The sequence below is a fragment of the Phenylobacterium sp. genome (assembly GCF_030697925.1).
Classification (GTDB): Bacteria; Pseudomonadota; Alphaproteobacteria; order Caulobacterales; family Caulobacteraceae; genus Phenylobacterium.
In genome coordinates this window covers 1-13,152 of record NZ_JAUYOJ010000094.1, presented here as the reverse complement: position 1 = coordinate 13,152, position 13,152 = coordinate 1, and the positions used below count along the sequence as shown (strand labels likewise).

Genomic DNA, 13,152 nt, shown 5'->3' with positions numbered 1-13,152 from the left:
GAAGCCTTTTCAGGGAAGCATTTGAAATGAAGCTCTATTCCGGGGACTTGAGCCCGTATTCCGCCAAGGTGCGGATGCAGATCTACGCCAAGGGGATCTCCGATATCGAGATCGAGCTGCCGCCGGGCTTCCTGACCGGGGAGTTCCACAAGGTCTCGCCGCTCGCTCGCATCCCGGTGCTGGACCTGGGCGGGGACGTGATCCCGGAATCGGAGGTCATCTCGGAATATATCGAGGAGATCCACCCGACCCCGCGGCTGCTGGGCGCCACGCCGCGGGAGACGGCGGCCATCCGCACGGTCTCGCGGATCGCCGACATCTACCTGATGAACAACATGTTCATGCTGGCCGGCCAGGGGCGCAAGTCCACCCGCGACCAGGCGGTGGTCGATCTGCTGAGCGGCCAGGTGATCCGCGGGATCAAGGCGCTGGAGCACTATATCGGGACCGACGGCTTCGCGGTCGCTGGGCGGCTGACCCTGGCCGACTGCACCCTGGTCCCGGCCCTGTTCCTGGTGGAGAATGTGATTCCGACGGTGGGGGTGGAGAACCCGATTCCGGGTTCGCCCAAGGTCGCCGCCTACTGGGCCGCGATCTCAAGGAACGAGCACGGTGCGCGGACCCTGGTGGAGCTGCATCGCGGGCTGGAGGAACGCCGCGCCCTGATCGCCAAGATGGCGGCCAAGGCCAAGGCGTCGGAGAGCGCCTAGGCCGAGCCGGCGGTTCCCCGCCGCTGGCGGGGGGGCACCGCGAAGACATGGATGGCGGCGGATTCGGCCTCGGGACGGGTGGGGGCGAAGCCGCCGGCCACCAGCTCGCCGTCGGCGTCGAACACCCGCCAGCGCCAGTCGGTGTCGGCCTGGTCGATGGCGTAGGCCAGCATCGGGTCGCCCATATTCCCCTCCGGTCACCCCGTCGGCCCGTGTCAGAACGGGACCGCGAAGGCTGAAGCGAGCAAATGGCGGGCCGGGTCGCCTTGGCGGCGCCGGGCGGCTATAGAGCCAGGGCGGTCAGCGGGCGTGGCGGAACTGGTAGACGCACCGGACTTAAAATCACCCTAGGGGTGAATTTTCGCTCAAAAAACCTAGCAAAATCAGTTTATTGAGTCAAGCTCTCGCTCGTGATACAACTTACACATGTCTTACACATTTTCCGTGGAAGCCATGGACGAGCACAATCACACGTTGATGGATGGCCGGCTCCATCTGTACCGGCGCGAGCACAGCCGGTTCTGGCAATGCTCCACCTATCTGGGCGGCCGGAACCACCGGCAGAGCACCCACGAGGAGAGCCTGGTCCTCGCCAAGGAATTCGCCCGCGACTGGTACATGGAGCGCTACACCGACGAGCGACGACGGCGACGTGGCCTCCCGCCGTATGGCGTCGCCGCGGTCCCTTCGCAGAGCGTTGTTGAACCGGTCGCTGCGGCGCCTGAGGTTCAAACCGATCGCCGCCGCCGGCCCGTCGCGCACGGACCAACCTTCAAGCAGGCGGCCGACGCCTTTCTGCGGGAGGCCGCGGTGGTCACCGCCGGCGAGCGCAGTGAGTACTATATGAAGCAGAAGGAACAGCAGGTGCGGGTCCACCTGATGCCCTTCTTCGGCGACAAGGCGTTGTCGGAAGTCACCGCGGGGCTGGTCCAGGAATACCGGGTTCATCGCGCGACGACGAACCGCGACCGGCGAACCAACGAACCGAAACGCCCCGCGCGCAACACGCTGCATGGCGAGATCGTCACCCTGCGCCAAATCCTCAAGACCGCGAACCGGAAGGGCTGGCTTGTCGCGCTTCCCGACATGTCGGCGCCTTACAAGAAGTCGGGGAAGGTCAGCCACCGCGCCTGGTTCTCGCCCGAGGAGTACAAGCGCCTATACCAGGCCTCCAGGGATCGGGCGAAGAACCCGAAGAAGGAGCGGTGGCGCGCGGCGGCCGAGAATCTCCACGACTACATCCTCTTGATGGTCAATACGGGCCTGCGCCCGGACGAGGTGCTGGGCCTGGAGTATCGAGACGTCGCCATCGTCACCGATGATGCGACGGGCGAACGCATCCTCGAGATCAAGGTCCGCGGGAAGCGAGGGGTGGGCTACTGCAAGAGCATGCCCGGCGCCGTGATGCCGTTTCGGCGGCTGAAGGATCGAAACAAGGGCCAGCCGACCGACCGGCTGTTCCCGAGCTTCCAGCGGGAGCTCTTCAACACCCTGCTGCAGGAGCTGGGCCTTCGGGAGGACCGGGAAGGGCAGCGGCGAACGGCCTACAGCCTGCGCCATACCTACATCTGCCTGCGGCTGATGGAGGGCGCCGACATCTACCAGATCGCCAAGAACTGCCGGACCAGCGTGGAGATGATCCAAACCTTCTACGCCTCGCACATCGCCTCGACCCTGGACGCGTCGGCGATCAATGTGCGCAAGCCCAAGCCGGCCAAACGGCCGGCCAGACAGGAGGCGGCGGACGCCGCCTGACCAGGCCGCCTTGGCGGCCTCCGCCGGGCTGGCTATACAGCCAGCACGGCAAAGCGGGCGTGGCGGAACTGGTAGACGCAACGGACTTAAGCCGACGATTGAGTGCGCCGGGGGAAATCCCGGACGTAGAACCGCTCAAATTCGGGGAACCCTGTCAGATGGCGATCCCGAGCCAAGCCCCATCCCGGGGAAGGTGTAGAGACTAGACGGGCGGCGCCTAAGGCTTCTCAGGCTATGGCGAAGGGATAGTCCAGACCACGAACGGCTCCGTCACAACTGGAGCCGGCGGCCAAAGCCGAAGTGGTAAGAAAATCCGTAGGGCCGAGAGGCTCGTGCCGGTTCGATTCCGGCCGCCCGCACCAGAAGTTCAATGACTGAATTGGGCTCTTCTGAGACCTTGCGGGAGTCCGCTCTCAGGCAGTGAACCTTTGGCTGAGCCGCAAGGACTGGATGGGGCTCATTGCTGACGTTGGGAAGGTCGGCTCAGCGGCGGTGAGGCCTACACGCGCTGCGATGACCGGGTTGCGCTCTTCCAGTCATTCCGGAGGTCCGCTTGTGGTGCGACCGCCCGTGCCACCCTCACACGTGATCGGTGGCCGACCCGCATAGCCAAATAGTGCGAGTTGCCGATCAGCGGCGACGGCAACAAACCTTGTCAGAACGAAGTCCAGGCTGCGGAGCGGAATTTCCCGTCACCCAGCAGCGTGGAACGGCGAGACATAAACGAGGAAACGTCATGGCGAGACTGAGCCTGCTGAGGGTGTCGATCGCGGAGCTTCGCCTCGAACGGGTCGGCCCGATGCAAGGCGCATCGCCGCTGCCGGCGCCCCACCGCAACCGCTTCCGGCTAACGCCGCCGCCCCGGTCCGGCGCTACGCCGAGATGATGCCGGTCCTCATGGCCGAAAGGTGGGCGCCTTAGTTCAGCGCCCGACGAAACGGCGGCGCGCCGGCCGCATCCGAAAAACAACGCTCCGGACGAGAAAAACCGCCGGACCTCAGACGGGGGAATACTATGGGCATGCTATTCAACGACTGCGTCGATCGAAAAAGGACGCGTCGAAACGTCTACGCGCCTTCAATCGTGAGCGCTTTGGGCGGCTTTGTTCTGCTCAATCCAGGAACGACCGCCTTGGCGGCCGAAACGGCTCAGCCGGCGACGATCGAGGAAATCGTCGTCACGGCGCGTAAGCAGGCGGAGAGCCTTCAGGACGTGCCGGTGACGGTCACCGCCGTCTCAGGCGCCGAACTCGCACGGTTCGGGTACGACAAGCCGGAGGACGTCGCGAGCCGCATCCCCGCGCTGAACGTGTCGTGCTGTGGCTCCGGCTCGGGCGCGCAAGTCAGCCTTCGGGGGGTCGGTTCATCCTACCTCTCGGCAGCTTTCGACTCAGCGGTCGCGCTCGATTTCGACGGCGTTGTGGTCAGCAGCATGCGCGTCCTGCAATCGGGCTTTTTCGACGTGCGCCAGGTGGAGGTTCTGAAAGGTCCTCAGTCGCTCTACTTTGGCAAGAGCGCCTCGGCCGGCGTGCTGTCGTTCAAGTCCGCCGATCCGACCGATCACTGGGAGTACGGCGGGAAGGCCTCGTACGAGTTCGAGCGAAAGGGATACACGGCCGAAGCCTACGCGTCTGGCCCGCTCTCGGACAGCCTAGGCTTCCGGTTGGCCGCCCAATACAATGATGTCAGCGAGGTTCTGCACAATTCAGCGCCGAGCGTCGCGCATCCTGATCGTGGCGAAACGAACGCCAACGTGCGTGCGACCCTTCAGTGGAACCCCACCGACGCCTTTACCGCCAATCTCAAGCTCAACTATGTCCACCACACCGCCGACGGCTCGATCCGCTACTCAGTGATAGGCTGCGGCAACAATGGTCTCGCCGATCCGATCAGCCTCGCGGGCGGCGCGTTTCTGATCCCGGCGGGCTACAATTGCGACACCTCGGGCGACCGCTATGTCCTGCCTGACATAGCCCCGCCGCTGGCGATCAAGGCGCCGCTTGGCAAGGACTTCAACAACGGCGTTCCCTACTCGAAATCCGACATCTACTTCGGTCGGCTGAAATTCGACTGGAACCTGAGCGATCAGCTGACCCTCTCGTCCGTCACCGGCTACCTCGAGCAGAAGGCCGTCGACTTCGACGCCTTCAGCTACGGCGGCGTGCTGGGCGGCGCCAGCTTCGGGACCGGCGCCGGCTTGTCCTACAACAACCTGCGCCAGTTCAGCCAGGAGGCGAGGCTGTCCAGCAGCTTCAGCGGGCCCCTCAACTTCATGGTCGGCGCCTTCTACGAGAATCGGCACATCGAATACAATGCGGCGCAGAACGGGATCAACATCGCCGTGTTGGCGGGCCCCGACCCTGTCACCGGGAACACATCCGATTGGTTCAAGGAACATCGGACCCATACCGATGCGGTTTCGGCCTTTGGAAGCCTGAACTACGACATCACAAGCCAACTGAAGCTCTCAGGAGGGGTTCGCTGGACCCAGGAGAAGAAGAACCAGCTCATTTCCATTCCGTACCAAAGCATCATCCTGAGCAGCGCCTTCGGCTTTGCGCCGAGCGGCTTCGTCGCCGATCGCATCCACTACAAGGACACCAACGTCTCACCTGAGGTGTCCCTCAGCTACCAGGCCGCCAGCGACCTGAATTTCTATGCGGCTTACAAGAAGGGCTACAAGTCCGGCGGCATCGACAACAGCGCCTTGCCGTCGAACGCGCTCATTGGCCTGTCGAGCACGAATGCGGCGCTGAGGGCCCAAACGGCCTCCGCCCTGATCTACAAGGCGGAAACCGCCCAGGGCGGCGAAATCGGCGTCAAGTCGCAGTGGTTCGACCGCACGCTCACGCTCAATGCGTCGATCTATGACTACAAGTTCAACGACTTGCAGCTGCAGATCTTCGACGGTGTGGCTGTTCAGTTCCGCACGACGAACGCCGGCGAGCTGACCTCCAAGGGAGCCGACCTGGATTTCAGATGGCTGACCGGGGTTGAAGGCCTCAGCTTCTCTGGCGCGCTAGCCTATACGGACGCGAAATATACGAAGTCCTTTGTTCCGGATCCCGGCGCCGCGCCGCTCGTCGACCTGAAGGGGCGCGCGTCTTCAGGCGCGCCGAAGTGGTCGGGCAACGTCGCGGCCAGCTACCACGCCCAGGTGGGAAGCAATTACGAGCTCAACCTCAGCGGCAACATCCAGTTCAAGAGCAGCTACTACACCCGCGACGGGAGCCTGACGGACAACAAGCAGGGCCCCTCCTCCACGTTCGACCTGGCCGGTTCCATCGGCCCCGAGGATGGGCGTTGGGCGCTGGCGCTGATCGGCACGAACCTGGCGGACAAGCGCACCGTGACCTCCAGCGTTTCGCGACCGTTCCTCCCGGCCACCGGCGACGATCTCATCCTGAACCTCACCGAGGGCCGCAAGGTCAGCGTGCAGGCGTCGGTCAAGTTCTAGAAGTGGCGCCAGCCGCCCACGTCACCCCCGCTTCCAGCGCGGCTATCGCCGCGCTTGCTGGCTCCGGAAACACGACCGCCCGGGTGAGTAACCATGGCCGCGGAGGCGCAGCCGATCTCTACAAAACAGACGCCATCGCCGTCGCGGACTGACGGCTCTCGGCGGACCTGGCAAAGCATCGGGAAGCAGGATCATGAGGCGTGCGTACGTTAGGCTGATGGCCGCTCTGAGGGCCAGGCGGTCTTGGCCCGCGACGGCCCTGCGCGTGGGGGGGCTGATCGCCGCGGTCGGCCTGGTGGCCGCCCTGACACAGCTGATCCCGGCCCAGGACCTGGGACAGAGCGACGTAGTCGGCGACGCGCAGGTCAAGGCGGCTACCCAGCGCATGTTGCAGGATGCCGACGCCCGGCAAAGCCTGCCAGGGGCTAAGCTGTTTGCCGACCATTGCGCCACGTGCCACCTCGGCGGCGTCGAAAAGGCGCCGAGTCCGACCATGATCGGCATGATGACGCCCGAGGCGGTCGTTTCGACCCTCTCCACCGGGGTCATGCAGGCTCAGGGCGCCGGCCTGTCGGAGCCGCAGCGGCGGCAGATCGCGGAATACCTGACCGGTCGTCAGGTCGGCGAGGGCGACCGGTTTCCATCTCGGCGTTGTCGGGGATCAGCGGCGGCCTTTGACTATTCCGCGCCTCCAGGAGTTGTCGGCTGGGGCTTCGACACGCGCGGCACGCATTTCACCCCGGCCGCGGTCGCTGGCGTAACCAAAGCCTCGGCGCCTAGGCTTCGACTGAAGTGGGCCTTCACCTATCCAGGGGCGAACCGGGCCCGCTCTCAGCCCGTCGTGGCGGGCGGCGCGGTCATGGTCGGCAGCCACAACGGCGAGGTGCTGGCGCTTGACCGCCAGACCGGCTGCGTGCGCTGGACCTATACCGCGCTTGGCGAAGTCCGAACGGGGATTCTGGTGTCGCCTTGGAAGGCAGGCGACAAAGCGGCCCGCCCGATGGCCGCCTTCGGCGATATCCTGGGCAATGTCTATGTCGTCGACGCCGCGACCGGCGCACTGGTCTGGCGTGACCGACCAGACGCCTTCCCCACTGCGACCATCACCGCGGCTCCGACCCTGTTCGAGGGGCGGCTCTATGTGGCGGTGTCGTCGTTGGAAGAGGCCGCCGCGGCGGATCCGAAATACCCCTGCTGCAAGTTCCGTGGCTCGATCGTCGCCTATGATTTCGCGACAGGGCGGCAAATCTGGCGATGGTTCGCCATCGACCGGCCTGCCAGCCTGCAGGGGAAGAATCGGGTCGGGACCGACGCCTTCGGCCCTGCCGGGGTCGCCATCTGGAACAGTCCCGTCATCGACGAGGCGCGACGCCAGTTGCTGTTCGCCACAGGCGGTAACTATGCGGACCCGGCGACCGAACTCAGCGATGCGGTAATCGCCCTGGACCTCGACGACGGGCATCTCAAGTGGGCCTATCAGGCGACCAAAGGCGATGTCTGGAACGCGGGTTGTGTCCTGGGTACGCCAAGCTGCACGCATCCTGACTCGCCTGATTTCGACTTTGGAGCCGGGGTGGTGCTCGCCGAGGCCAGCGGGGGCCGTGACTTGGTTCTGGCTGGCCAGAAGTCTGGCGCCGTGTTCGCCATCGACCCCGCCAACGGCCGGCTTGTCTGGAGCCGGCGGCTGGGCCGAGGCGGGGCGCAGGGGGGCGTTCACTTTGGTCTGGCGGTCGCCGGCCGGCGAGTGTTCGTGCCGATCAGTGACATGCCCCACGGCCAGGCGAGCGGCGAGGCCCATCCCGGCCTCTATGCGCTCGATGTCGACACCGGCCGGCTGCTCTGGAGCGCGCCGGGGCCCTTCGACACCTGCAAGGGTCGCGACCTCTGCTTCCCCGGCATTTCAGCCGCCATCTCCGCCAGTCCGGGCCTGGTTTATGCGGGGGGTATGGACGGCGTGCTCAGGGTCCATGACGCGGCGACTGGCAAGGTGGTCTGGCGCTATGACACCACCCGCGAGACCGCCACGGTGTCAGGCGCTCGCGCCTCCGGTGGCTCAATCGGCGGCGGAACCGCCCCCGTCGTCGACGGAGGCATGCTGTTCGCCAATTCCGGATACGGAACCAACCTACACATGCCCGGCAACCTGCTGCTTGCCTTCGGGCCGCCGTAGAGCCCGGGTGCGGCTCGGCCGAGCGCCAGCTTAAAGGCGATCATCGGCGTCAAGACCGTGGTCGGCCAGCCGGTCGTGCACTTCATCTTCCGCCGCGCGCTCGACTGGCGCCGCGGCGCCGGGGCGCCAGGATCGGAGGCGCCGGCGAACGTCCCAACTCGAGGTTTCCATGTCCGCCATCGCCTACCGCACCGTCCGCTGCCTGATCGTGGGCTCGGGCCCCGCTGGGTACACCGCCGCCGTATATGCGGCGCGCGCGCTGCTGAACCCGGTGTTGATCCAGGGCATCCAGCCTGGCGGCCAGCTGACCATCACCGCCGACGTGGAGAACTACCCGGGCTTCGCCGAGGTGATCCAGGGCCCCTGGCTGATGGAGCAGATGCAGGCCCAGGCCGAGCATGTGGGGACCGAGATCGTCACCGACACCGTGCTGAAGGCCGACCTGTCGCAGCGCCCGTTCCGGCTGGAGACCGACTCCGGCCAGGTGTGGCTAGCCGAGACCCTGATCATCGCCACAGGCGCCCAGGCCAAGTGGCTGGGCCTCCCGACCGAGCAGAAGTTCCAGGGCTTCGGCGTCTCAGCGTGCGCGACGTGTGACGGTTTCTTCTACCGCGGCAAGCAGGTGATCGTCGTGGGCGGCGGTAACACCGCGGTCGAGGAGGCGCTGTTCCTCACCAACTTCGCCGCCAAGGTCACGGTCGTGCACCGCAAGGACGAGTTCCGGGCCGAGAAGATCCTGCAGGAGCGCCTGTTCAACCATCCGAAGATCGAGGTGGTCTGGGACGGCGTCCTCGACGAGGTGCTGGGCGACACCGATCCGCTGGGTGTCACCGGGGCGCGGCTGAAGGACGTCAAGACCGGCGCGACCCAGACGATCGCCGCCGACGGCGTCTTCATCGCCATCGGCCACGCGCCGGCCTCGCAGTTGTTCCAGGGGCAGCTGGAGACGGATGCCTCAGGCTATCTCAAGGTGAAGGCCGGAACGGCGTCGACGGCCATCCCCGGCGTCTATGCCGCCGGCGACGTCACCGACGACGTCTACCGCCAGGCCGTCACGGCGGCCGGCATGGGCTGCATGGCGGCGCTGGAGGCGGTGCGCTTCCTGGCGGAGGAGAACCACGCCAAGGCTAAGCGCTCGATTTCAGACGCAGAAGCCCGGGAGATCGAGGCCTGGTAGGTCGCGACGGGCGAGCGCCGCCGTCATGAGGATTCAAGGCACGCCGGCCGCAGGCATAGATCGAAATCCATTGCGCCGAGCTCTGGCTGCACCTCACATCGTTTCCCAACGACGAGGTGGAGCGGCGGTGCAACAGGAGCTTCAGCTTCTCGTAAGCAGGATGCGGGCCGCCGCGAGCTCGGCGGAGGCGGTCGAGTGCTTGCGGGAGTCTGGGGAAGTGATCGGCATGCGTCTTCCCTGCGCGCTAAATGACGTCTCCGGCAATCATCCGGTCTATGACCACGAAGGCCGGCGCATCGCCGATCTTCTGGGCTGGCCCCGCTGGATTACGGACAACTGGTTCGACCACGCCTACGTGCGTCAACATCCGATCTATCTCCGTTGCCGCTTCGAAAACATGCCGTTCGGCGATGTCTACGCCGATCTCTGGAATGGCCCGGGCGCGCTCAGTCCGGCCCAGCAGCAGATGAAGAAGGATGTGGAGCGGCTTGGTGTCATTGCGCAGATCACCGTACCCGTCCACCTGGCGCTGGGGCGAACGGCTTGCGTTCTGTGGTCGACATGCGAACCCGCCGATATCGATGGCATCCTGGCAAGTTGCGGCCATCACCTCCTGACGCTTGGTCATTTCTTCATGGCCGTCATGCAGCCGCGTCACGACCAGAACGCCCGAGCCCGCGAGCGGGAGCTTTCCTATCTGTCGGACCGCCAGATCGAGTGCCTGTATTGGCTCGCCAACGGCAAGACCATTCAGGAGACGGCAGTCATCCTCGAGATTTCGGCTCATACCGTCCGGCAGCACCTGCGCGTCATCGTGGAGCGCCTGCGGGCGGTCAATACGGTCCATGCCGTCGCCTTGGCGGCGCAGTTCGGGATCATCGGCAGACTGCCGTGAAGCCCATCCTGCGGACGGCCAGTCCGCGCCCTCACGCCTGACCGCCGGCAGACCCCATAGCCAGATAGTGCGAGTTGCCGGTCAGCGGCGACGCCAACAAAGCTTGTCTGAGCGAAGTCCAGGCCGCGGAGCGGAATTCCCCGTCATCCCGCAGCGTGGAACGGCGAGATCAAGAGAAGAGGAAACGTCATGGCGAGACTGAGCCTGCTGCCGATCGAGACTTGGCCGCCGGAGTTGAAAGCCGCGGTCGGCGGCAGCGCGCCCAGCGAGATTGAACTCGGTGTCACGCGCATCACCGCGCACCGGCCGGTGCTGTCCGTGGCCATGATGCAGTACAATCAGGTTCTGCGCTCCAACCGGACCCTTCCGGAGCGCCTCATGGAACTCGTCCGGCTGCGGATCGCGTTCCACAACCAGTGCCGGAGTTGCATGGCGATCCGCTACGCCAGCGCCGTGGAAGACGGTCTCGACGAAGGCGCCGTCTGCTCCCTGCAGAAGCCGTTCGAAGCCCCCGACCTTTCGGAGGCGGAGAGGTCGGCCATCGACTATGGCGAGCGGCTGGCGACAAACCACCTGTCCATTGACGAGGCCGTGTACGATCGGCTGCGGACCTTCTTCAACGAGGCCCAGATCGTCGAGCTCGGACTCTGGGCCGCCTGGTGCGTTGGCCTCGGCCGGCTCGCGGCGACCTGGGACATGGTCGAGGACCTGCCGGAAGCGTTCCAGGATCGCTCGCAGCAGCGCATCGGACCCTGGCAGGGTGAGCCGGTCGTGGTGAACCGCGGGGCTTCGTCCGAGCGACTGGATACCGTCGGCAAAGGATGAGGGGCTCGCAAAGGTCCTGTTTCCGGAACGCGGAGAGTCAACGTCCGGCTGGGTCGTAACCGATCGACGGCGACCTTCCCGCATGCCGACCTCTGGCCGAGTCCGCTTTCCGATCATGAGCCAATGTCTGGACGTGGCGCGCGGCTGACCTCTGGCTTCAGGCAGTGCCGGGCGGATCTCGGGTTGGTGTTGGCGGGTGCTTAAGTCGACGCGGCGGTCGCGATCCGGTCCCGCAGCTCGTCGGCCGTAAGGATGCTGATGGGTCCGCCCTCGGCGGCAATGGCCTCAGCCTTCAGGAAACTGGCGGTGGCCCGGACACCGGACGAGAAGGGCCGAGTCCCGGCGACCACGAGCATCGTGGTCGTCTGGCCGACACTCGCCATGATCCGCGCGCCGGCGGCGGCGATCTCGGTCGGTAGCTCGGTGTTGTGGGGGGACGTAATGATCGCAACCCGTTCTCCGGCGAGCGGGCCCTGGGCCGCCGGCTTAGGGCGCCGAGGGCGTGGGGTTCCGCGCCACGGCGCGGCCAGATAGCCGGCTATGTCGAGGCCGGTCTTCTCCATGGCGCGGACGACCACCCAGCCGGCCACCCGGGCGTCGCTGAGGGCGTCATGGTGCTTGTGCTCAAGCTCGAGATGGCTGGCCAGCGCATTGAGCCTGTGGGTCGGCAGGTCGGGCCAGGCGTGCCGCGCGACCTTCACGCTGTCGAGCCAGCGGCTGCGGATCATCGGCAGGCCGGCGAGCCGGCAGGCCGCGGTGAGCGCGCCATGGTCGAAGTTAGAGTGGGCGACAGTGACACGGCCCGCGAGATGTTCGCGCAGCGTGTCGTAGAGGCGGGGGAAGCTGGGCTGGCCCGCCACCCGGTCCGGGCCGATGCCGTGCAGGCGGATGTTGAACGGGCTGAAGGCGTCTTCCGGGTCCACCAGGGTCTCGTAGGCGAACACTTCGCGGCCGCCGGCGAAGCCGACGATGCCGATCTGGCAGATGCTGGAGGCGCGGTTGCAGGCAGTCTCCACGTCGATGACGACGAAGTCGGGGGCGGGGATCGGCGCCGAGAAGGGCAGGGGCGAGGCGCGCGGCTCGACGAGCGGGTCGAGTGCGGATGCGGGTTTCAGCCCACACCGTCTCGCCAGGTCCTGGAGTGTCGTCACGGCCATTGCCTCCAAACATAGTGTGGCGCGGCGGGATGTGGAGGCCAAGTGGATCGCTCCATGAGGCGCCAGAAGGCGAGGCCTGCTTCGGAGCTTGGCCTCAAGCGTGCGACGGAGCGGATGGCCGTTGGAGCGTCCGCTTGTCGGCCGGAAGCCAGAGTCCGCTGCTGGCGCCAAGCAGGCATTCGCTCGCCGTCACGTGCAAGCGGCGAGGTTGGTCAGCCGTTGGCAGATCTCGGTGCCGACGGTCTTCTCCATCAAGGAGCGCGCGCCCGACGCGTCGCCCTGGCTCAGGCTCGCCAGGATCTGCAGCGAGGGCGCGATGGCGCTAGTGGGCCGACGGTCTCAGGTCGGGTCGGCCACCGGCAGTCTCAGGCGCGGCCGTTTGCTTGTACCTGTCGACGTCCTCGGTGACGTTGAAGGCGTAGGTCTCGAGCACGGTCGGCGGCTCGTACTCCAAGTTGAGCTTGGTGAAGGTGGGCCGCAGCCGGTCTTTTAGAAAGGCGTCGAAATCCTGGCGGGACTCCCAGACGTCGCAGACACAGATCCCGTTCGCGTCGAAGCCGCAGGCGTGGCTCAGGGCACCATGCGGCGGCTGGGCCTCCAGATTGAGCTCTTGGATGATCGCGTCGTAGGCGCTCTGGTCGATGCGGTTCGAACGAAACAGAGCCATTATGGTCATGGCGGCCTCCATTCAGATGGCTGGCCCGAGGCCGGGCCGGCGCCGCGAGTATACGCCGCCGGTCGCCAGCCTGCACCCCGTCCGTGCTTATGGCGCCTGCGTCCTGAGCAGGCTTCGGCAGCGTTGGATAGCCCCGTTCGGTCGGTGCGAACGTCGGGTCTCCGGAACTGTCTTGAGGTCTGGTTGTGGCGGATACTGTTGATTTAGTCGGCTGTTGATCGGCTGCTGGTGTCGTGATTCCCTTGTCGTTGTTGGCTTTGGAGGCCATGGCGATGATGGGGACGCAAGACGCTCCGCCGCAGCTGTTCTACGATTTCCGCCTCGACGATCA

The 13,152-nt window shown here is 65.8% G+C and carries 10 protein-coding genes; 7 read left to right on the top strand and 3 right to left on the bottom strand.

Annotated features, from left to right (window positions below; translation table 11 throughout):
• Positions 1-26: 26 nt before the first annotated feature.
• A complete protein-coding gene (locus Q8Q88_RS09030; protein ID WP_305674864.1) occupies positions 27-710 on the top strand; it encodes a glutathione S-transferase family protein in 684 nt (227 codons plus the stop codon).
• Here Q8Q88_RS09030 and Q8Q88_RS09025 read toward each other — a convergent pair.
• Complete coding sequence (locus Q8Q88_RS09025) at positions 707-895, bottom strand: hypothetical protein (protein WP_305674863.1); 189 nt, start codon at positions 893-895, stop codon at positions 707-709. The genes Q8Q88_RS09030 and Q8Q88_RS09025 overlap by 4 nt on opposite strands.
• Before the next feature lie 241 nt (positions 896-1,136).
• On the opposite strand from Q8Q88_RS09025, the gene Q8Q88_RS09020 reads away from it, so the two are divergent.
• From Q8Q88_RS09020 to Q8Q88_RS08995, 6 genes are all read left to right on the top strand, one after another.
• A complete protein-coding gene (locus Q8Q88_RS09020; protein ID WP_305674862.1) occupies positions 1,137-2,465 on the top strand; it encodes a tyrosine-type recombinase/integrase in 1,329 nt (442 codons plus the stop codon).
• 1,131 nt (positions 2,466-3,596) lie between these two features.
• Entirely contained in the window at positions 3,597-5,921 is a 2,325-nt protein-coding gene (locus Q8Q88_RS09015; RefSeq protein WP_305674861.1) for a TonB-dependent receptor, read from the top strand.
• A 193-nt stretch (positions 5,922-6,114) separates the two neighbouring features.
• Positions 6,115-8,091 (top strand): PQQ-binding-like beta-propeller repeat protein, encoded by a 1,977-nt coding sequence (locus Q8Q88_RS09010; protein ID WP_305674860.1) that lies wholly within the window; start codon positions 6,115-6,117, stop codon positions 8,089-8,091.
• A gap of 169 nt (positions 8,092-8,260) precedes the next feature.
• The gene (gene trxB, locus Q8Q88_RS09005; protein WP_305674859.1) at positions 8,261-9,268 is read left to right on the top strand and encodes a thioredoxin-disulfide reductase; all 1,008 of its coding nucleotides are present in this window, start codon (positions 8,261-8,263) and stop codon (positions 9,266-9,268) included.
• Between the two features lie 127 nt (positions 9,269-9,395).
• Positions 9,396-10,163, top strand: a complete 768-nt coding sequence (locus tag Q8Q88_RS09000) for a LuxR C-terminal-related transcriptional regulator (protein WP_305674858.1) — start codon at positions 9,396-9,398, stop codon at positions 10,161-10,163.
• Positions 10,164-10,352: 189 nt separating this feature from the next.
• Positions 10,353-10,988 (top strand): carboxymuconolactone decarboxylase family protein, encoded by a 636-nt coding sequence (locus Q8Q88_RS08995; protein ID WP_305674857.1) that lies wholly within the window; start codon positions 10,353-10,355, stop codon positions 10,986-10,988.
• A 200-nt stretch (positions 10,989-11,188) separates the two neighbouring features.
• On the opposite strand, the gene Q8Q88_RS08990 is transcribed toward Q8Q88_RS08995, so the two are convergent.
• Both Q8Q88_RS08990 and Q8Q88_RS08985 read right to left on the bottom strand, forming a co-directional pair.
• Entirely contained in the window at positions 11,189-12,139 is a 951-nt protein-coding gene (locus tag Q8Q88_RS08990) for an exonuclease domain-containing protein (RefSeq protein ID WP_305674856.1), read from the bottom strand.
• Positions 12,140-12,467: 328 nt separating this feature from the next.
• Complete coding sequence (locus Q8Q88_RS08985) at positions 12,468-12,821, bottom strand: hypothetical protein (protein WP_305674855.1); 354 nt, start codon at positions 12,819-12,821, stop codon at positions 12,468-12,470.
• Between the last annotated feature and the right edge of the window lie 331 nt (positions 12,822-13,152).

Bases quoted from the DNA above. Each gene is read 5' to 3' on its own strand.
- Q8Q88_RS08985 (WP_305674855.1), bottom strand. From the start codon at position 12,821: ATGACCATAATGGCTCTGTTTCGTTCGAACCGCATCGACCAGAGCGCC.
- Q8Q88_RS09010 (WP_305674860.1), top strand. From the start codon at position 6,115: ATGAGGCGTGCGTACGTTAGGCTGATGGCCGCTCTGAGGGCCAGGCGG.
- trxB (WP_305674859.1), top strand. From the start codon at position 8,261: ATGTCCGCCATCGCCTACCGCACCGTCCGCTGCCTGATCGTGGGCTCG.
- Q8Q88_RS09025 (WP_305674863.1), bottom strand. From the start codon at position 895: ATGGGCGACCCGATGCTGGCCTACGCCATCGACCAGGCCGACACCGAC.
- Q8Q88_RS08995 (WP_305674857.1), top strand. From the start codon at position 10,353: ATGGCGAGACTGAGCCTGCTGCCGATCGAGACTTGGCCGCCGGAGTTG.
- Q8Q88_RS09030 (WP_305674864.1), top strand. From the start codon at position 27: ATGAAGCTCTATTCCGGGGACTTGAGCCCGTATTCCGCCAAGGTGCGG.
- Q8Q88_RS09020 (WP_305674862.1), top strand. From the start codon at position 1,137: ATGTCTTACACATTTTCCGTGGAAGCCATGGACGAGCACAATCACACG.